This is a genomic window from Streptomyces laurentii, assembly GCF_040635425.1.
In the GTDB taxonomy this organism is placed as follows: domain Bacteria; phylum Actinomycetota; class Actinomycetes; order Streptomycetales; family Streptomycetaceae; genus Streptomyces; species Streptomyces laurentii.
This window is the reverse complement of the sequence record NZ_JBEYHT010000096.1, coordinates 1-19,634: the sequence shown is the minus strand read 5'-3', so window position 1 is coordinate 19,634 and position 19,634 is coordinate 1. Positions and strand designations below refer to the sequence as shown.

At 69.3% G+C, this 19,634-nt stretch carries 17 protein-coding genes; 8 read left to right on the top strand and 9 right to left on the bottom strand.

Going from position 1 to position 19,634, the window contains the following annotated elements; all coding sequences use genetic code 11:
- Nucleotides 1–94: 94 nt before the first annotated feature.
- Nucleotides 95–1,402: a M18 family aminopeptidase gene (locus ABZ693_RS34535; protein WP_359885442.1), complete on the bottom strand. Its 1,308-nt coding sequence runs from the start codon at nt 1,400–1,402 to the stop codon at nt 95–97.
- A 223-nt stretch (nt 1,403–1,625) separates the two neighbouring features.
- The gene (locus ABZ693_RS34530) at nt 1,626–3,455 is read right to left on the bottom strand and encodes an acyl-CoA dehydrogenase (protein ID WP_359885441.1); all 1,830 of its coding nucleotides are present in this window, start codon (nt 3,453–3,455) and stop codon (nt 1,626–1,628) included.
- A 232-nt stretch (nt 3,456–3,687) separates the two neighbouring features.
- On the opposite strand from ABZ693_RS34530, the gene ABZ693_RS34525 reads away from it, so the two are divergent.
- Nucleotides 3,688–4,224, top strand: a complete 537-nt coding sequence (locus ABZ693_RS34525) for an SseB family protein (protein WP_359885440.1) — start codon at nt 3,688–3,690, stop codon at nt 4,222–4,224.
- Between the two features lie 126 nt (nt 4,225–4,350).
- The gene (locus tag ABZ693_RS34520; RefSeq protein WP_359885439.1) at nt 4,351–5,334 is read left to right on the top strand and encodes a pirin family protein; all 984 of its coding nucleotides are present in this window, start codon (nt 4,351–4,353) and stop codon (nt 5,332–5,334) included.
- 100 nt (nt 5,335–5,434) lie between these two features.
- Here ABZ693_RS34520 and ABZ693_RS34515 read toward each other — a convergent pair whose 3' ends face one another.
- Entirely contained in the window at nt 5,435–6,202 is a 768-nt protein-coding gene (locus tag ABZ693_RS34515) for a GntR family transcriptional regulator (RefSeq protein WP_359885438.1), read from the bottom strand.
- 5 nt (nt 6,203–6,207) lie between these two features.
- Complete coding sequence (locus ABZ693_RS34510) at nt 6,208–6,744, bottom strand: GntR family transcriptional regulator (protein WP_359885437.1); 537 nt, start codon at nt 6,742–6,744, stop codon at nt 6,208–6,210.
- 219 nt (nt 6,745–6,963) lie between these two features.
- Here ABZ693_RS34510 and ABZ693_RS34505 point away from each other — a divergent pair, with 219 nt between their 5' ends.
- Together ABZ693_RS34505 and ABZ693_RS34500 are read left to right on the top strand one after the other, a co-directional pair.
- Entirely contained in the window at nt 6,964–7,656 is a 693-nt protein-coding gene (locus ABZ693_RS34505) for a class I SAM-dependent methyltransferase (RefSeq protein WP_359885436.1), read from the top strand.
- A gap of 102 nt (nt 7,657–7,758) precedes the next feature.
- Nucleotides 7,759–8,883 carry an AI-2E family transporter gene (locus tag ABZ693_RS34500; protein WP_359885435.1) on the top strand — a complete coding sequence of 375 codons (1,125 nt, stop codon included), beginning with the start codon at nt 7,759–7,761 and terminating at the stop codon, nt 8,881–8,883.
- Nucleotides 8,884–8,896: 13 nt separating this feature from the next.
- Here the strand turns inward: ABZ693_RS34500 and ABZ693_RS34495 are convergent, their stop codons facing one another.
- On the bottom strand, nt 8,897–11,044 hold the full coding sequence (locus ABZ693_RS34495) for an ATP-binding SpoIIE family protein phosphatase (protein WP_359885434.1): 2,148 nt from the start codon (nt 11,042–11,044) through the stop codon (nt 8,897–8,899).
- A 153-nt stretch (nt 11,045–11,197) separates the two neighbouring features.
- Here ABZ693_RS34495 and aspS point away from each other — a divergent pair, with 153 nt between their 5' ends.
- Nucleotides 11,198–13,018 (top strand): aspartate--tRNA ligase, encoded by a 1,821-nt coding sequence (gene aspS, locus ABZ693_RS34490; protein WP_359885433.1) that lies wholly within the window; start codon nt 11,198–11,200, stop codon nt 13,016–13,018.
- 91 nt (nt 13,019–13,109) lie between these two features.
- Here the strand turns inward: aspS and ABZ693_RS34485 are convergent, their stop codons facing one another.
- The 3 genes from ABZ693_RS34485 to ABZ693_RS34475 are packed head-to-tail and all read right to left on the bottom strand — an operon-like array spanning nt 13,110 to nt 15,294.
- Nucleotides 13,110–13,412: a hypothetical protein gene (locus tag ABZ693_RS34485; protein WP_359885432.1), complete on the bottom strand. Its 303-nt coding sequence runs from the start codon at nt 13,410–13,412 to the stop codon at nt 13,110–13,112.
- A 6-nt stretch (nt 13,413–13,418) separates the two neighbouring features.
- A complete protein-coding gene (locus tag ABZ693_RS34480; RefSeq protein ID WP_359885431.1) occupies nt 13,419–14,309 on the bottom strand; it encodes a hypothetical protein in 891 nt (296 codons plus the stop codon).
- On the bottom strand, nt 14,290–15,294 hold the full coding sequence (locus ABZ693_RS34475) for a helix-turn-helix domain-containing protein (protein ID WP_359885430.1): 1,005 nt from the start codon (nt 15,292–15,294) through the stop codon (nt 14,290–14,292). The genes ABZ693_RS34480 and ABZ693_RS34475 overlap by 20 nt, the downstream gene beginning before the upstream one ends.
- A 398-nt stretch (nt 15,295–15,692) precedes the next feature.
- Between ABZ693_RS34475 and ABZ693_RS34470 the strand changes: the two genes are divergently transcribed.
- The 3 genes from ABZ693_RS34470 to ABZ693_RS34460 are packed head-to-tail and all read left to right on the top strand — an operon-like array spanning nt 15,693 to nt 17,919.
- The gene (locus ABZ693_RS34470; RefSeq protein ID WP_359885429.1) at nt 15,693–16,571 is read left to right on the top strand and encodes a helix-turn-helix domain-containing protein; all 879 of its coding nucleotides are present in this window, start codon (nt 15,693–15,695) and stop codon (nt 16,569–16,571) included.
- The gene (locus tag ABZ693_RS34465; protein WP_359885428.1) at nt 16,568–16,777 is read left to right on the top strand and encodes a DUF397 domain-containing protein; all 210 of its coding nucleotides are present in this window, start codon (nt 16,568–16,570) and stop codon (nt 16,775–16,777) included. The genes ABZ693_RS34470 and ABZ693_RS34465 overlap by 4 nt, the downstream gene beginning before the upstream one ends.
- Nucleotides 16,774–17,919, top strand: coding sequence for a DUF1266 domain-containing protein (locus ABZ693_RS34460; protein ID WP_359885427.1), 1,146 nt, complete (start codon nt 16,774–16,776; stop codon nt 17,917–17,919). Before ABZ693_RS34465 ends, ABZ693_RS34460 begins: the two co-directional genes overlap by 4 nt.
- A 490-nt stretch (nt 17,920–18,409) precedes the next feature.
- Here ABZ693_RS34460 and ABZ693_RS34455 read toward each other — a convergent pair.
- Nucleotides 18,410–19,634: RHS repeat domain-containing protein (locus ABZ693_RS34455; protein ID WP_359885426.1), on the bottom strand; the 1,225-nt coding region annotated here is incomplete at its 5' end.

Below are 19,634 nucleotides of genomic sequence, written 5' to 3'. Positions count from 1 at the left end.
CGATCGAACCACACGGCCCCATCGAGACCGAAGCAGCCCGCCGCCTCGCCGACGACCTCAAGAACGAGTAATCACCCGATTACCCAACACTTTCTCAGGCGTCCAGGAAGGCGACGAGCGCGTTCGCGAGGTGGTGCGGGTCCTCCGACCCGCACATCTCACGGGCGCTGTGCATCGACAGGCACGCGACGCCGATGTCGACGGTCGTGATGCCGTGCCGGGCCGCGGTGATCGGGCCGATCGTGGTGCCGCAGGGCATGTCGTTGTTCGACACGAACGACTGCCACGGCACCCCCGCCTTCTCACACGCGGCGGCGAAGATCGCGCGGCCGTTGCCGTCGGTGGCGTACCGCTGGTTGACGTTCACCTTGAGAATCGGGCCGCCGTTGGGGCGCGGGTGGTGCGTCGGGTCGTGGCGCTCGCCGTAGTTGGGGTGCACGGCGTGGCCGACGTCCGACGACAGGCACACCGAGCCCGCGAGCGCCCGCGCCTTGTCCTCGTAACCGCCGCCCCGCGCGTACACCGAACGCTCCATGACGATCCCGAGCAGCGGGCCCTGGGCGCCGGTGTCGGCCTCCGAACCGTTCTCCTCGTGATCGAAGGCGGCGAACACCGGGATGTACGTCAGGTCGTCACGGCCCGCCGCCCCGGCACCCGCGACCGCGACGAGCGCGGCGGTGCAGGCGTGCACGGACAGCAGGTTGTCCATCCGCGGGCCGGCCAGCAGCTCACGGTCGCGGCCCAGATAGGCGGGCGCCTCGACGGCGTGCGTCATCAGGTCCCAGCCGGCCACGTCCTCGGCGTCCAGGCCGGACTCCTCGGCGACGAACGCGACGAAGTCGCCCTCGTTCACCTCGCCCAGACCCCAGACGGGCTGCATGTGGCGCTGGCGCTCCAGCTTCATGCCGTCGTTGACGCCCCGGTCCAGGTGGATGGCGAGCTGCGGGACGCGCAGCAGCGGCCGGTCGACGTTCACCAGCCGGTGGCTGCCGTCGCGCAGGGTCAGCCGGCCGGCGATGCCCAGGTCACGGTCGAGCCAGCTGTTGAGCAGCGGCCCGCCGTAGACCTCGACGGCCACCTGACGCCAGCCCTCACGGCCGAAGTCGGGCTGCGGCTTGACCCGCAGGTTGGGGGAGTCGGTGTGGGCGCCGATGATCCGGAACGGGGTGTGCGGGGCGGCGCCCTCGGGCACGTACCAGGCGATGATCGCGCCGCCGCGGACCAGGTACTTCCCGCCGGCCGTCCCGTCCCAGGCGTCGGTCTCCTCGACCTTCCGGAAGCCCGCCTCCTCCAGCCGCGCGGCGGTGTTCGCCACCACGTGGAACGGCGAGGGCGAGGCCGCGAGGAAGGACATGAGGTCATCGGTATGGCCGCGGTCGAAGCGGACGGGTGCGCTACTCATGGACTTCACCTTACGCAGGTCTCGATATGCGGACGCGGGGTGCCTGACGGGGGGTGATTCTTTGTGCCTCCTACGCCTCCAGGGTGCTGGAGCCGGACGCACAGCACCGATCGTGCGAAGCCAGGGGGAGAACCGAGCCACAGAAGAAAAGAGAGAACGGCCCGCTCCCCTCCCCGGGAGCGAGCCGTTCTCGTGTCGGACTCAGGCGCGTACCTGTGCGTGGTTAGAACGCGGCCTCGTCCAGGTCCATCAGCGAGCGGTCGACGCCCTCGGCGAGGAGGCGCTCGGCGGAGACGCCCGGCAGGATGTTCGCGGCGAAGAACTTCGCGGCGGCGATCTTGCCCTGGTAGAAGGCGACGTCCTTGCCGGCGGCGCCGTTCGCGAGCTTGTCGGCGGCGACGGCCGCGCCGCGCACCAGCAGGTAGCCGACGACGACGTCACCGGCGGCGAGCAGCAGGCGGGTGGTGTTGAGGCCGACCTTGTAGATGTTCTTGACGTCCTCGCCGGTGGCGGTGAGGTCGGTGATCATCGTGCCGACGATGGCCTCGAGGTCGACGGCGGCCTTGGCGAGCGCGTCGCGGGCGCCGGCCAGGTCGTCGCCGCCGGTGCCGACGGCGAGGAACTTCTTGATCTCCTCGGCGAGCGCGTTCAGGGAGGCGCCCTGGTCGCGGACGATCTTGCGGAAGAAGAAGTCCTGGCCCTGGATGGCGGTGGTGCCCTCGTACAGGGTGTCGATCTTCGAGTCGCGGATGTACTGCTCGATCGGGTACTCCTGCAGGAAGCCGGAGCCGCCGAAGGTCTGGAGCGACTGCGCGAGCTGCTCGTAGCCCTTCTCCGAGCCGTAGCCCTTGACGATCGGGAGCAGCAGGTCGTTCAGGCCGTGCAGGGCCTTGGCGTCCTCGCCCGCCGCCTCCGCCATGGCGATCTCGTCCTGCACGGAGGCCGTGTAGAGGACGAGGGAGCGCATGCCCTCGGCGTACGCCTTCTGCGTCATCAGCGAGCGGCGGACGTCGGGGTGGTGCGTGATGGTGACCTTGGGCGCGGCCTTGTCCATGAAGTTCGCCAGGTCGGTGCCCTGGACGCGCTCCTTGGCGTACTCCAGGGCGTTGAGGTAGCCCGTGGAGAGGGTGGAGATCGCCTTCGTGCCGACCATCATGCGGGCGAACTCGATGATGAGGAACATCTGGCGGATGCCGTCGTGCTTGTCGCCGATGAGCCAGCCCTTGGCGGGGTGCTTGTCGCCGAAGGTCATCTCGCACGTGTTGGAGGCCTTGAGGCCCATCTTGTGCTCGACGTTGGTGGCGTAGACGCCGTTGCGGGCGCCCAGCTCGCCGGTCTCCCAGTCGAACTCGTACTTCGGGACGAGGAAGAGGGAGAGGCCCTTGGTGCCGGGGCCGGCACCCTCGGGGCGGGCGAGGACGTAGTGGAGGATGTTCTCCTCCATGTCGTGCTCACCGGACGTGATGAAGCGCTTGACGCCCTCGATGTGCCAGGAGCCGTCCTCCTGCTGGACGGCCTTGGTGCGGCCGGCGCCGACGTCGGAACCGGCGTCGGGCTCGGTGAGGACCATGGTGGAGCCCCAGCGGCGGTCGACGGCGATCTTCGCGGCCTTCTTCTGCGCCTCGTTGCCCTCGTTGTAGAGGATGCCGGCGAAGGCCGGGCCGGAGGAGTACATCCAGATGGCCGGGTTGGAGCCGAGGAGCAGCTCCGCGTAGGCCCAGATGAGGGAGCGCGGGGAGGCGGTGCCGCCGATGCCCTCGGGGATGCCGAGACGCCAGTACTCGGACTCCATGAAGGCGTTGTACGAGGCCTTGAAGGAGGCCGGGACCGGGGCGGTGTTGGTCTCGGGGTCGAAGACCGGCGGGTTGCGGTCGGCGTCGGCGAAGGACTCGGCGAGCTCGTTCTCGGCGAGACGGCGGATCTCGTCGAGGATGCTCTTCGCGGTGTCGACGTCCATCTCCTCGAACGGACCGGTGCCGTACACCTTGTCGCGGCCGAGCACCTCGAAGAGGTTGAACTCGATGTCGCGGAGATTCGACTTGTAGTGCCCCATGGCGACGGCTCCGTAAGGCTCGGGGAGGCAGGTTCCTCGGCGGGTTCCTCGTACACACACGTGTACGTACGCACCACGCGGCAGCGGACTCGCGTCCGTGCGGCTCGCGCACGTCCCGCGTTCGGTGTCCGCTGCTACTCGTGAGTAGCGCACGTTCTCTACGATGATGCTACCCACCGGTAATAAGAGCAACCCCATTCGGCGTATCTGTGACGCAGTAGGCTCTGGCCCCATGTACGGCTACGAGCAGAATCCGGGCGCGCAGCAGCAGTACGCCCCGCCTCCGCAGCAGGGCACGCATCCCGGCATGCAGGGGCAGCCGGGCATGCAGGGGGGAATGCAAGGCGGGATGCCGGGGGGCATGCAGGGCGGGTACGGGCAGCAGCAGGCCCCGCTCTATCCGGAGCCGTCGCCGCCGTCGCTGGCCGACGCGGTCCGCGCGTTCACCACCGGCACCCTGGCGGCCGAGGACTTCCAGCAGATCTTCGCGACCTCGAAGGTCTACTGCCCGCGCGGCGACACCCCGGGCTTCCTGGCGCTGCACAACACCCAGCAGCCGGTGATCCCCATGTTCACCACGCTCAAGGAGCTGCGGCGCTACGCGGGCAAGGAATCCAAGTACTTCGTGATCACCGGCGCCGAGGTGATCGACCTGCTGCCGACCGGCTACGGCTTCGTCCTCGACATGGAGGGCGACCACCGGATGGTCTTCGACGCGAAGGCCGTGGAGCAGATGGTCGACTACGCGATGCGCAGGATGTACGGCTGACGGACCCTGGAGACAGGCGAGGGAACGCCCGGGAGGAATTCCTCCCGGGCGTTCGGCGTTCCGGGTGGCAGAAAGTTCATCGTTCAACTAAAGTGAAGCCACAAGAAGGTACAAGGAGGCCACACCATGCCTGCCGTGACTGTCGAGAACCCGCTCACGCTGCCCCGCGTCGCCGCCCAGGCCGACGCCGTCGCCCGCCCCGTCCTCGCCGTGACCACGGCCCCCTCGGGCTTCGAGGGCGAGGGCTTCCCCGTCCGCCGCGCGTTCGCGGGCATCAACTACCAGTACCTCGACCCGTTCATCATGATGGACCAGATGGGCGAGGTGGAGTACGCGCCGGGCGAGCCGAAGGGCACCCCCTGGCACCCGCACCGCGGCTTCGAGACCGTCACCTACATCATCGACGGCATCTTCGACCACCAGGACTCGCACGGCGGTGGCGGCACCATCACCAACGGCGACACCCAGTGGATGACCGCCGGCTCGGGCCTCCTGCACATCGAGGCGCCGCCGGAGAGCCTGGTCGTCAGCGGCGGTCTCTTCCACGGCCTCCAGCTGTGGGTGAACCTGCCGGCCGCGGACAAGATGATGGCCCCGCGCTACCAGGACATCCGCGGCGGCCAGGTCCAGCTGCTCACCAGCCCCGACGGCGGCGCGCTGCTCCGCGTCATCGCCGGCGAGCTGGACGGCCACCAGGGCCCGGGTGTCACCCACACCCCGATCACGATGATCCACGCCACCCTGCGGCCGGGCGCCGAGATCGCCCTGCCGTGGCGCGAGGACTTCAACGGCCTCGCGTACGTCATGGCCGGCCGCGGCACGGTCGGCGAGGAGCGGCGCCCGGTCCACATGGGCCAGACCGCCGTCTTCGGCAAGGGCGGCAAGCTCGTCGTGCGCGCCGACGAGAAGCAGGACGGGAACACCCCGGACCTCGAGGTCGTCCTCCTCGGCGGACAGCCGATCCGCGAGCCGATGGCGCACTACGGCCCGTTCGTCATGAACACCCAGGCCGAACTCCGCCAGGCGTTCGAGGACTACCAGGCCGGCCGCCTCGGCACGATCCCGGCCAACGTCCACGGCATGAACGAGCAGGAGCCGCCGACGGCGTGACACCCGGCGATCCCGGCGCGGCTCCACGCGAGCCGCCCCGCGCGCGGGCCCGGTCCACCCCCTTCGGACCGGGCCCGCGGGCGTTCGCCGGCGCGGGGTGTCATGCGACCGGCAGCCTGTACCGCATCCGGTATCGGTGCGCGGCCTTCGTCATCAGCGTCGCCTCGATGGGGCGACCGCCGTCGGAGTAGACCACTCGGAAAGCGACCAGGACGGGCATGTCCTTGGGCAGCTCCAGCGCGGCCACCTCTTCCTCGGTGGGGATCTCCGACGACAGCTCGTCGACGAACTCGCGCGGCGGGAACCCGAGCGACGCGAGGAGGGCCGGGGTGCCTCCCCTGATGCGCTTCTTCTCCAGTATCCGGGTGCCTTCGGCCAGCCCGAGTGGATAGTACGAGCAGGTCAGTTCCGTGGGTTCGTCGTCCAGGAAGAGGATCTGCTTGCGCAGGACGGCCTGATCGCCGTCCGACAACCCCAGCGCGTCCGCGACCTCCTTCGGAGGGCGGACCACCGAGACGTCGAGCAGTTCGGACCGCCCGGTCTGCCGCCGCTTGGCCGCCTCCGCCATCCATGGATACGGCTCGCCCGCCTCGGCCGGCTTCATGAAGGCGATCGGCTCGATCGGCTGCTGCGCGTGCGGACGTACGAAGACACCCTTGCCGGGCATGCCTTCCACAAGGCCCTCCGCCTTGAGCATCTGCAGCGCTTTCTGGACCGTGGTGTTGGCGACTCCGCCGTACCGGTCCATCAGCTCCGCCGTGGACCCCAGCTTGCTGCCGGGCAAGAGATCTCCCCGTGTGATCTGCCGCCGGATCTCGGCGGCGATCTTCTGGTGCGCGGAACGCAGATCCTTGAACTTCCTCGGCATCGCTTCTACTTCCCGAGTCGGTAGGTGAGGTGCCGGTCGGTCGGCATGGTCATCAGGGATGCCTCGAAAGGGAATCCGTCCGCTGTGCCGCTCGTACGGAGCAGGCGCAGGACCGCGCTCCCGGGCGGGAGTTCCAGACGGCCGCACTCTTCCGGATCGGCCAGGCCGGCGCTCACGTCCTCGGTGATGGTGTCCGCCGTGTATCCCAGCTCACGCAGGAGTGTGACCGCGCCTCCGGGAATCTTGCGCGGGTCGGCGAGGCGGGTCCCCTGTGCGACCCCGAGCGGGTAGTAGGAGCGTGCGATCTCGACAGGACGTTCGTCCAGCAGGATCAACCGGGCCCGTACGACCACTCGTTGACCCTGTTCGAGGTCGAGTGCGGCCCGAACGGCTTCGGGTGCCGCCACCTCGCCGGCCTCGAACACGCTCTGACCGCCGCGCCGTCCCCGGCGCCCGGCCTCGTCGGTCCACGCGTCTGCCTGTCCGGGCTCGCGCGGAGCCAGATAGGGCGCTGCCTCGCTGATCCACGCCTCGCCCGACATGCGCGTACCTCCAAGCTCACGGGTTGCGTCCGACCTTACGTCCTTACGGCTCTCCGCATCATGGAAGACCTTAAGTGCTTGCCGCTTAAGGTGGATAGCGCTTAAAGTGCGGCCAAGCGCCGGACCTCACCGGATCCGGCGCCGTTCCGTCGTCTTTGATCCTCGACGCCGTCCTGCTGGAGCCCTGATGGAACAGAGAGCCCGACCCTGGAGGTCCGGATGATCGCCCGGACCTCCCCTTGGTACGCCCACGCTGTCCAGCTCCTGGCCGCCGGCCCGGCCCACGCCCTCACTCCTCCCGCGCGTCTGGAATGGAGCACCCACCCGGGTCTGGGCCCCGGCGCCGAGGCCATCGGCCGGGACCTGTCCGGCAAACGCCTGCTGGAACTGGGATGCGGCTCCGGGCACAACGCCGCCCATCTGGCCCAGCACCACCAGGCCCGTGTCACCGGCGTCGATCTGATCGGACTCCAAGTACGCCGGGCGCGCTCGCACTACGGCCACATCGACGGCACCTCCTTCGCCGCGGGCCACGCCCTGCACCACCTCCGGGCCGGCACCCGGATCTACGACGCCGTCTACTCCGTCTTCGGGGCTGTCGGCCTGGTCGCACCCGAACTGCTGCTCCCCGCGATCTCCCGCCACCTGCGACCAGGCGGCGTACTCGCCTTCTCGGTACCCCACCCCGCACGGGCCGGAAGGCGTCCCTTGCCGGACGACGGCCCGCGCGAGGACTACATCACCCTGCCGGACCGCACCAGACTTCCCGTCACCCGCTGGGAGTTCGACGCGCCCCGCTGGGCCGCCCACCTCGCTCGGGCAGGACTGCGGCTCACATCCGCCGTCGAGCTTCGGCACCCGCGCCTCGATCCCTGGCCGACCACCCTTCTGATCACTGCCCGCACACGCTGACCGTGCCGGGCGCGGGAAGGCAGGGCCGGACCCCTGACGTGGTGTCACCCGTACGGCGTCCAGCGCGCGACGGCGGGGCGGGTGGCGTGGTCCGGTGGGGGTATGTCCGCCGCGCCGCCGCCCACGCCGCCGTCCCGGCCGCCGGCCGGGGCGCGGCCCCTGTTGCCCGAGGGGGCGCGCCGTACCGCCGCCTGGTGTGTGGTCCTGCTGCTCGTCGCCGGGGTCGCGGCCGTGTTCGTCTGGCTGGTCGTGGTCTTCAAGACGGCCGTCACGCCGGTGCTGCTCGCGCTGCTCGGCACCGCGCTGCTCGGTCCCCTCTACCGGCGGCTGCTGCTGATGCGGGTACAGCGGTCGCTCGCGGCCGGGCTCACGGTGCTCGCCGTGCTCGTGGTGGTCGGCGGGATCACGTACATCGTGGTCGCCGCCCTCGTCGACACCGGCGACCAGATCATCGCCTCGCTCCGGGACGCGGCCCAGAGCATCACCCGGCACCTCGGCGCCGCCGGCACCTCCCTCGACGACCTGGCGAGGAACGCCCGGCAGTTGCTGGAGAAGTTCGGCGGAACGGCCGCCTCCGGGGTGATCTCCGGGCTCAGCGTCGTCGCCCAGATGGCCGCCACCGCCGTCCTCGCGCTGCTGCTCATCTTCTTCTTCCTGCGCGACTCCGACCGCGCGATCGGAGTGCTGCGCACGCTCGCGCCCCGCTCCACCGGCGACATGGTCGAGGCGATGGCGCGGCGCGCCTTCCAGGCCGTCGAGGGGTTCATGCGCGGGACGACGGTCATCGCGGCCGTCGACTCCGTCCTCATCGGCGTGGGGCTGCTGGTGCTGAAGGTGCCGGGCGCGGTCGGGCTCGCCGCGCTCGTCTTCGTCGGCGCCTACATCCCGTACCTGGGCGCGTTCCTCTCCGGCGCCGTCGCCGTGCTCGTCGCGCTCGCCGACCGGGGGGTCGTGATCGCGCTGTGGGTGCTCGGGGTCGTCCTCGCCGTGCAGGTCATCGAGGGGCACGTGCTCCAGCCGGTGGTGCAGAGCCGCACGGTGCAGATGCATCCGGCGCTGGTGATGCTGGCGATCACGGCGGGCGCGTCGGTCGCCGGGATCCTCGGGATGCTGCTGGCCGTACCGCTGACGGCGGCGTTCTTCGGGGTGATCAGCGAATTGCGGGGGCGGTACGGGACCGGGGCCGGGGCCGAGGGCGGGCCGCCGGACCCGCATGGACACCCCTGATCACGTACGCGGGTCAGGCGGGCGGCTCGTGCAGTTCGAACCAGATCGCCTTGCCCTCGCCCCGCGGGTCCACGCCCCACGTCTCCGCCAGCATCTCCATCAGCACGAGCCCCCGCCCGCTCGACGCCATCTCGCCCGGGTCGCGCCGGTGCGGCAGGTCGTCGCTCGTGTCGGCGACCTCGACGCGCAGCCGGCGGCCGGCGTCCCCGAGGCAGGTCACCTCGGCGGCGAGCAGCGCGTCGCCGTCCGTGTGGACGAGGACGTTGGTGACCATCTCCGACACCATGAGGACGGCGGCGTCGCGCTGGTCCTCGTCCTTCCAGTCGTGCAGCAGTTGCCGTACCTGCTCGCGGGCGGCGGCGATGCGCTCCGGTTCGGCCTGGGCGATCGTCATCAGGGTGCGCCGCGGGCGTTCCCGTGCTACCCGGACGGCGGTCTCGCCCGGCCGGCGGGAGAGCAGGACGAGCGCGATGTCGTCCTCGCGGCGGTCGGCGAGCGGCCCGGTGGTGTGGTGCGAGCCGGGTCCGTGGACGGCCTCGACGAGGCCGTCGGCGAGCGCTTCGAGGTCCTCGCCGTCGTGGGCCTCCAGGATCCGGCGGATCCGTTCCCAGCCGGTGTCGAGGTCGTGGCCACCGGTCTCCAGGAGTCCGTCGGTACAGATCATCAGGGTCTCGCCGGGTTCCAGGGCGAGCCGGGTGGTGGGGTAGTCGGTGTCGGGGTCGATGCCGAGGGGCAGGCCGCCGGCGGTGGGCCTCAGCAGGACCGTCCCGTCGTTCATCCGTACCGCCGGATCCGGATGCCCGGCCCGCGCGAGGTCGACAAGGCCCGTCTCCAGGTCGACCTCCAGGTACAGGCAGGTCGCGAACCGGGGCGCGAAGTCGCCGCTCGCCTCGTCCGGGCTCCCCTCCGCGGCGTTGCCGTCGTTGATCCCGTACAGGAAGCGTGACGCGCGCGTGAGCACCGCGTCCGGCCGGTGCCCCTCGGAGGCGTACGCGCGCAGGGCGATCCGCAGCTGCCCCATGAGCCCGGCGGCCCGTACGTCGTGCCCCTGCACATCGCCGATGACCAGCGCGATCCGTCCCGCTCCCGCCCCGCCGGGCAGCCGGATCATGTCGTACCAGTCGCCGCCGACCTGGAGCCCGCCGCCCGTCGGCACGTACCGCGCCGCCATCCGGATCCCCGGGATGCCCGGCCCGAGCAGCGGCCTCATCGTGCGCTGGAGTCCGAGCGACAGTTCGCGTTCCGACTCGGCCGTCCCGGCCCGGCTCAGTGCCTGCGCGAGCATCCGGGCGACCGTCGTCAGGACCGCGCGCTCGTCCGGCGTGAACGCCACCGGATGCGTGAACGCCGCCATCCACGCGCCCGTCGTCCGCCCGGCGACGACCAGCGGCACGAACGCCCACGAACGGCGCTCGAAGCGCTGCGCCAGCGGCCATGTCATGGGGAAGCGGCGCGCGTACTCCTCCGGCGTCGGCAGATAGATCGCCCGGCCCGTCCGTACGACCTCGGCCGCCGGATAGTCGGTGTCCAGCGTCATCGACGCGAACGGCCCGTCGTCGCCCTCCCCGTGCCCGTGATGGCCGACGATCGTCAGCCGGTCGCCCGACAGCCCGAACACCGCGAGCCCGTCCGGCGAGAAGCCCGGCATCGACAGCGACGCCGCCACCCGCAGCACCTCGGCCGTCGACCGCGCCTCCGCGAGCGCCCGCCCGGCGTCGAGCAGGAACGCCTCGCGCGAGCGCCGCCAGTCGCCGGTGACGGCCGTACGGTCCGCCCCCGCGCCGGACGGCGGCTCGACGACCTCCTGGAGGGTGCCGACCAGCTGGTAGCCGCGGCCGTTCCTTCCGTGTCGGGCGCTTCCCTCGAACAGCGGCTTGGATCTGGTCCGTACGGTACGGATCACCCGACCGGACTCGTCCGTGATCCGCAGCCGGGTCTCGGCCAGGGTCCCCTCGGCGAGGGCGAGGGCCACGACGCCGTCGATCCCGTTCCAGTCGACCGGGTGGAAACGTGAGCGGGCCGCGGCCTCGCCCAGCCGTACGGGCTCGGCGGGCAGCCCGATCAGCCGGGCCGCCTCGGCGTCGAGCGTGACGGTTCCGGAGGCCTTGTCCCAGCGCCACAGGCCGGTGGCGAGGGCGGCCAGGACATCCTCGGTACGCATTGCCCCACTTTATGAAGAGCGCACTCCGGGGTGCCACCATCGGTATTCGAATCGCGATCGGGGCCGTCCCGGTAGTCTGGTAACCCCATAACGTATTGCGCACGCAATGGGATATGGGTTAGCCCTTTGATCCCGAAGACTGGATGAACGACGATGCATCGGTACAGGTCCCACACCTGCGGCGAGCTCCGCGCCTCTGACGTCGGTACCGACGTCCGGCTCAGCGGCTGGCTGCACAATCGGCGCGACCTGGGCGGCATCCTCTTCATCGATCTCCGCGACCACTACGGCATCACCCAGCTGGTCGCCCGCCCCGGCACGGCGGCGGCCGAGGTGCTCGACAAGCTGACGAAGGAGACCGTCGTCCGCGTCGACGGCAAGGTCGTCTCGCGTGGCGCCGAGAACATCAACCCGGACCTCGCCACCGGCGAGATCGAGATCGAGGCCGCCGACGTCGAGGTTCTCGGCGGGGCGCAGCAGATCCCCTTCACCATCAACACCGACGACGGTGTGAACGAGGAGCGGCGCCTGGAGTACCGCTTCCTCGACCTGCGCCGCGAGCGCATGCACAAGAACATCATGCTGCGGTCCGCGGTCATCGCCGCGATCCGCTCCAAGATGGTGGCGCTCGGCTTCAACGAGATGGCGACCCCGATCCTCACCGCGACCTCCCCCGAGGGCGCGCGTGACTTCGTCGTCCCGTCCCGCCTGAACCCGGGCAAGTTCTACGCGCTGCCGCAGGCCCCGCAGCAGTTCAAGCAGCTGCTGATGATCTCGGGCTTCGACCGCTACTTCCAGATCGCGCCCTGCTTCCGCGACGAGGACGCCCGCGCCGACCGCTCGCCGGGCGAGTTCTACCAGCTCGACGTCGAGATGAGCTTCGTCGAGCAGGAGGACGTCTTCCAGCCGATCGAGAAGCTGATGACCGAGCTCTTCGAGGAGTTCGGCGGCGGCCGTCCGGTCAGCAGCCCGTTCCCGCGGATCCCGTTCCGCGAGTCCATGCTCAAGTACGGCAACGACAAGCCCGACCTGCGCACCGACCTCGAACTCGTCGACATCACCGACGTCTTCGCGGACTCGGAGTTCAAGGCGTTCGCCGGCAAGCACGTCCGCGCGCTCGCCGTCCCGGACACCGGTGACCAGCCGCGCAAGTTCTTCGACGGCCTCGGCGACTTCGCCGTCTCGCTCGGCGCCAAGGGCCTCGCCTGGGTGCGCGTCGGCGAGGGCAACGCCCTGACCGGCCCGATCGCCAAGTTCCTCACCGAGGACAACGTCAAGGTCCTCGTCGAGCGTCTCGGCCTGGAGCCGGGCCACGCCGTGTTCTTCGGCGCGGGCGAGTTCGACGAGGTCTCCAAGATCATGGGCCCGGTCCGGGTCGAGGCCGCCAAGCGCGCCGGCCGGTTCGAGGAGAACGTCTTCCGCTTCGCGTGGATCGTCGACTTCCCGATGTACGAGAAGGACGAGGAGACCGGCAAGATCGACTTCTCGCACAACCCCTTCTCGATGCCGCAGGGTGGCCTTGAGGCCCTGGAGACCCAGGACCCGCTGGACATCCTCGGCTGGCAGTACGACATCGTCTGCAACGGCATCGAGCTGTCCTCCGGCGCGATCCGGAACCACGAGCCCGCCATCATGTTCAAGGCGTTCGAGATCGCCGGCTACCCGCGCGAGGTCGTCGAGACCGAGTTCGCGGGCATGCTGCGCGCCTTCCAGTTCGGCGCCCCGCCGCACGGTGGCATCGCCCCGGGCGTCGACCGGATCGTCATGCTCCTCGCCGACGAGCCGAACATCCGCGAGACCATCGCCTTCCCGCTCAACGGCAACGCGCAGGACCTCATGATGGGCGCCCCGACGGAACTCGACGAGTCCCGCCTCAAGGAGCTCAACATCGCGCTGCGCAAGCCGGCCGAGGCGAAGGTCGTCGAGGGCCGCCCGGTCACGGAGTCGGTCCACCCGGACGCGGCGCGCGGCTGACGCCTGACGTATTGACGGTAGGCATGTGAGGGGCCCGGGTCCGTACGCGAGACGTACGGACCCGGGCCCCTCTTGTATGCCGTGGGGACGCTTACTCGTCCTCGGCCGTGAAGATGTCCTCGGCGGTGGGGACGGTGACGGCGCGGTAGTGCCAGCGCCTCAGGCGGTCGAGGTCGGTGGTGTGGGTGACGCGTTGGCGTACATGGTCGGGGACAGGGATGCCCCGTGCATCCAGCACGATGAGGACACCCTCGGTGGCCGCCTGGATGCGGCCCTCAAGGTAGCCCTCGAGATAGCCCTCAAGGTAGGCCCCGAGATAGGAGCCGAGACGGCCATCAACGCGACCCTCCTTTCGGATCTCCTCTGAGATGAACGCGTAGAAGGAGAGATCCATGGCGGCCTACTCGTCCTCGGTCGTGAAGATGTCTTCGGCGGTGGGGACGGTGGCGGCACGCCGGACCCACTGATCCAGAAGACCCAGGTCATCGCAGGTAGTGATGCGCTCGCGGACGCTGCCGGGGACGGCAATGCCCCGTGCGTCAAGGACGGCTAGGACGAATTTCGCGCCCTGCTGGGTGCGGCCCTCGGCGCGGCCCTCGTCTCGGATCTCTTCCGAGATGAACGACTTGTAGAAGGACAGGTCCACAGCCACCAGTTTCCTCCAGAGCTCTCCGGCCGGGTGCTTGCCCAGCCCCTGCGCGGTGAATTCGATGATCGGGTCGGCGATGTCTTCGGGGACGCCCTGCAGAGCGGTAGAGAGGGCTTTCAGTATGGCATCAATGTCCGGATCGCCCGCGTGCGTAATGGCCGACAGAGTGGTCAGTGCCAGGTCCGCCCGGGCCTCGGCCGGGTCGGTGATGACCGGCATGTTGTGGGGGCCGACGACGACCGGCTGGATGGTGAGCGTCGGCATGTGGGGCGGCCCGCTGCACACCGCGCGCCCCGCCCATTCGGCGGTGGCGCGGTCCTGGCAGACGACGAGCAGGGCGGTCGGCAGCCGGTACTTCGTCCACAGGTACGCCGTGTAGTACGCCCAGCTCGCGGGCTTCGCCGCGTCCTTCTTCCCCTGCGCCTCGATCGCGAGGAGCAGCGAGCCGTCGTCCGCGCTGTCGAGGCGCAGGAGGGTGTCCACGCGGCGTTCGACGGGGGCGGACTCGGTGAGGTCGGTGGGCAGGACGGTGACTTCGACGGGTGGGGGGAGGGGGAGGCCGAGCATCCCCGACAGGCGGCTGAACAGCCTCAGATCGTGCTGGAAGATGCGATGCATCGCTTCATGATTCGAGCTGACCATGGGTTTCCTTGTGGTGGCAGCCGGGGCAGGTTCCGGGCTCCGCGCCGCGGAACGCGCGGTCGCAGCGATCGCAGTTCTGGAGCGGGAGCCGGGGTGCGTCGACAGGCCGGAACGGTGGGGGTGGGGGGAGATTCGCGGTGAGCCGGTGGGCCAGGAGCGCCGCAGGGCGGTGCAGGGGGTACGGGAGGCCGGTGGCCAGGGCGTGGACAACGGCGTCGGCGGAGACGTCCCGTTCCAGCCAGGCGACGACGCCAGGCGTCAGGTGCTCGGCGTCCGTCCGGGACAGCACCAGGCGGGGATCCTGGCGTACGAGGCGGGCCAGGATCTTTGCTGCCGCCAGCAGGAATTCCGGCGGGAGTGAGAACGGCTGCGGTACGTCGGGCAGCGCGCGCCGCCGTGGGCCCGGGCGCTGCCGGGTCCGGGGCTCGGGGGCGGGCGGCTCGGGCGTGGGCTGGGGCTCGGGCGGTGGTACGGGTCGGCCGGCGGCCTCGTCGTGACCGGCGTCCGGCTCGTCCGCCCAGCCGGGGTCGGGGCCGGGGTCGTAGTCGCAGTCGGGCTCAGGTTCGGGTTCGGGCTCCGGTTCGGGCTCGGGTTCGGGGGCGCGGTGGCGGCCACCCGGCCGGTTGCAGGAGACGGTACGGGTCACGATCCGCCCGCTCTCGGTGCGTTCGCGGGTCCGGCGCAGATAGCCGTGGGCCTCCAGCTCGCGCAGGGCGCGGGCGATGCGCACCGTGCCCTCGGGGAAGCGGGCGGCGAGGCTCTTGATGTCGACCGGGGCACCGGTGGGCAGCGACTGGATGTGCGCGGAGAGGCCGATGGCCACCAGCGACAACTCGTCGTGCTGGGCAAGGTGGTTGCCGATGACGGTGAAGCACTCCGAGAGCCGGGCGTTGTCGTGCGAGACGCCACCCGCCTCGGACGAGTGCTTTTTCCGCGTGCCACGGGACGTGCGGCGCACGCGCACGCTAGGGTTCCAGCTATCCATCGGGAAGGTACTGCTTCCTCGTTGGTCAGGCCCTCGCACTGGGATCGCTAGTCCCGGCGAGGGCCGACGTATGTCCGGGTCGTTCTGGCGCGAGCGTAGAACAACCAACCCGCCTCAGCGCCACTTCTGTTGGCTTATTTCACCCGTGCGAGTGATCGCCCCCTGACGGAGGGAAAGGGTGGGTTTGGTCGGGTCTTTTCGCTCCCCAGTCTTTTTAGTAGGTGATCGCCCCCGGAACCGGAACCCGACTTCATGGACTCCGGCGCGCACCGCTTTTCCACCTCGCCCGCAGGCTGGTCCCGGGTAACCACCGAACCTTGTCCCCGTTGTCCCGATCGCCTGAACCGTTGCTACGGGTAGGGGCGTTGCGTCACACAGGATCAAGGGAAGGGCGCGGCATGACAGCAGACGAGACACCAGACGAGACAGCGACGGAGACAGTCGAAGAGCCCGGCTGGGAAGTGGACCCCGACGACGACTGGGGCGTGGCCGTCATCACCACCGTGGGCAGGCAGCTGAAACTGCGCCGCGAGGCGATGGGCCTGCGGGCCTGCGAGTTCGGCGCGCAGGTCGGCTACAGCGAGGACATGATCTACAAGATCGAGGGCGGCCGGCGGATCCCCCGCCCCGACTTCCTGGACCAGGCCGACCTCATCTTGCGCGCCGACGGCCTGCTGAAGGCCATGAAGGCGGACGTGGCCAAGGTCCGCTACCCCAAGAAGGTCCGCGACCTCACCAAACTGGAGGGCCGCGCGGTCGAGATGAACCTCTACGACCCGCTCAACATCCACGGCCTGCTCCAGACGCCCGACTATGCGCGCAGCCTGCTGTTGATGCGCCGCCCGGCGTACTCGAAGGACGAGGTGGAGCGCTACATGGCCGCGCGCGTGGCACGAAAGGCGGTCTTCAACCGAGACCCGGCGCCGGAGCTCAGCTTCGTCCTGGAGGAGTGGACGCTACGACGCCCGCTCGGCGGCCGGGAGTTGCTGAACAGTCAGCTGGAACACCTGCTGAAGATCGCGCAGTTGCCGAACATCGAACTCCAGCTCATGCCCATGGACAGGGTCGAACACGCGGGAATCGCGGGCGGGATCGAGATCCTGAAGTTTGCGGACGGCTCGGCTGTGGGCCGCTCGCAGGCGGTCTCCAACGGACGCGCCGTGACCGAACCTCGCCAGCTTCGTATCCTGGAACTGCGCTACGGCATCATCCGCACGCAGGCCCTCACCCCTCGTGAGTCCATGGTCTTCATCGAGCGAATGCGAGGAGAGACGTGATCGACAACATCTCGGCCGGGAATGCCTCCGGCCTGGCGTGGTTCAAGAGCAGCTACAGCAGCAGCAGCGAGGGCGACTCCTGCGTGGAGGTCGCCACCACCCCCGCCACGGTCCACATCCGCGATTCGAAGAACCTCCCGGGCCCGCAGCTGGCCCTGGCTCCGGCCGCCTGGTCGGACTTCGTCGCGTACGCCTCGACGCGTTGATACCTCCCACCTGGCAGCCGCCCAGCTCCATCGAACGCGGCCTCTACGAGGCGCGGTTGCGCGGTGACGTGTCCGCCTACTACGACCTGGTCGCCCAGGCGGACCTGTACCTCGCGCAACCGCGCGCCTACGCCGACGCGAACCCCGACTCGGTTCGTTTCGACCCCTGTTGGAACCCGCACACGCGAACGCAGTGTCTCGTCGTCTACACCGCCGGAATGCTTCCGGCACCTGTGGAGGATCCGGTCTTCGTGACCGGGAGCCTCGGCTGGTTCGCCAAGTCGTGGAGCCCCACGGACCCTCCGTACCTCGTCGTCAACCCGGGCAGCCCGTGCGAGGGGGTGCTACAGGCCGGGGAGGAAGGCCGCGCCCACTGGCTGTGGTCCGCCTCGAAGAACGACCACCCGGGCTGCCGCCCCCATCCCGCCGTCCTCACCCTCATGGTGGGCGGAGCCCTGCACGGAGAGGTTGCCTTCGGGCTGGCGGCCGGTGCGCACATCATGGTGAACAACGGTCTGCTCTGGAACGCGATGGCGTTCCACGGCGCCGGATACACGCAGGAGAAGGAATCCCTCTCCGAATGGTGGGGCGTCAGTACGCGCACCAAGTGGCTTGAGTACGTGGACGAGTTGCTGCGGGCCGACATGGTGAGCGAACTCTGGGAGTACGCCCTCGGCCTGCGGCACGACACCGGACCTCTCACCCCCGACCAGTGGCACGAGGCCGCTGACCGCGCCCTCCGGGTCCGCCACGTGGGCGCGTCGGCGGCGTACCTGCACCGGACCATCGACAGCGTCCTCGCCTACGAGACCCGCTTCCGGACCGACGGCCTCCTCGCGGACGACGCGATCATCCGTACGGTCAAGGCCTGGGACTACGGCCGCGCCTCCTGCATGGCCCGCTGGGGCGTCTCCACCCGCCTCGGCACCCTCCAGGAAGCCGAGGCCGCCGTCCACCGTGCTGGCCGCCTCGTCCACTCCACGTACAACTCCTGGGCCGACTTCTCGGCCTCGTACGCCCTCGGCCGCTGCCTCCACTTCGACGAGGGGAAATTCGGCGACTACTACGAGGGCGTCCTCCAGAGCCACCACCTCCTCATGACGGACCCCACCAGCCCCTGGCTCAACATTCCCTGGGCGTGAGCCGGCCCAGGCTGCGTCGCGTGTGGCCCGTCAACGAATTGGCGCGGAGATTACGGCAGTTCAGAATGCCGAGTCATTCGCTTGTCATGTCTCGCAGGGTTCGAACTATTGCGTTGAGGTCTGCGAGCGCTTGGATGCAGAATTCCTGATCCTGCATTGCTAGAGCGATCCGCTCGTCAAAATTTAGATCCCTTTTTCCTGCATCTTGGGGATTGAGGATCACGGAAGGAGCCAAGAGCCAATTTCGGCGAGATGTGTCAATTTCCCATGCTGTGGCAGTCGGGGTTGATCTGACCGCTTCTTTTATGGTGTCAAGCAGTCTCTTATCTGGATGTTCGAACCTCCATCCAAGGAAAGGGACTTGGTAGTAACCGAAAATCGAATGCCGCCCTGCACTGAGCCGGTACCATCGCAAGGGGCTCATTCGATTAAGCGTCTCACCGGCAAGTCGTACATCCTCCGTCACGATTGGTAGCCTCCCTGTTGGGGCTTACCAGAGGGGGCCATCGTATCCTCCGTTGCCGACTACGAGTTTCTTTCCGGGGTTGAGGAGGCGAATAGCCCTTTCGTAGTCACCGTAGGGAATCGGGTTGCTGCTCATGGCCGGGTCGTAGACGTATCGGCCGTCCGTGTACACGTCGTGGTACCGATAAAATTCTTCTCTGGATCCCATTGCCTCGGGTATCTTGAGGTCGCTGCTGTCGGGTGTTGTGAGGTTTATGATTTTTCCGTGCGGTGAGCGCTTACTGATCCATTCGGCGATTTCGGAGCAGTCTATGTTACCTCCAATCGGGGCAGATCGCATTGCCTCCATTATGGCTGCATCGGGTGGGAAATTGGGATTGGGTGGCCTGAATTCGTATATACCGCGGGGGCACTCTGTGGGCGCCAGCCCCAGCGGGTCGCTCCACGTATGCGGATTGTGGACGTACGTCGCCGGGTTCGGGGCCGGAGCCAGGCCCAGGGGGTCCGGGGTGAGGTAGCGGGCCGGTTCGGGGTCGTAGTAGCGGAAGAAGTTGTAGTGCAGGCCCGATTCCGGGTCGAAGTACTGGCCCGGGAAGCGCAGAGGGGTGTAGGCGGTCGCCGTCCGGGTCCAGGCGGTGGTGCCCCAGAGGGTGCTGCGGGCGCGCCAGGCCAGTTCGCCGGATTCGTCGACGAGTTCCGTCGGAGTTCCGACGAGGTCGGTGACGATGGCGAAGAAACGGGTCTCGTCGGTGTCGCGGCGGCGTTCCGTCTGGGACAGGGGGTGCAGGCCCGCGTGGTCCCAGGTGAGGGTCACGCTATCGGTGGACTGCTCGCACAGGATGGTGCCGTCCCAGGTGAAATGGACGGTCTCCGTGGGCGAGTGCTTGGCGATGCGGCGACCGAGCGGGTCGTAGACGTAGCGCCACTCGGTACCGTCTGGAGTGATCACCGAGGTGAGACGGTCTTCGGTGTCCCATGTGTAGTGCCAGGCGTCGGGCTTGCGTGACAGGCGCGTCTTGCGCCGCGAGGTGACCCGTCCCTGGCCGTCGTGCTCGTAGCGGATCGTACCCGCCCGGGTGATACGGGTGCCGGTGTAGGAGCGCGGGCCGGTGGCGTCGGAGCCGGGGCCGGGCCCGGGCCAGGGCCCGGAAACGGCGGTGGCCGCCGACCCTCCGGGCGGGAGGGGCGGTGAGCAGGGCGCTCGACGTTCTTCACCTGCTGACGCGCAGGGTGGGGCGGGGGTACGCGCT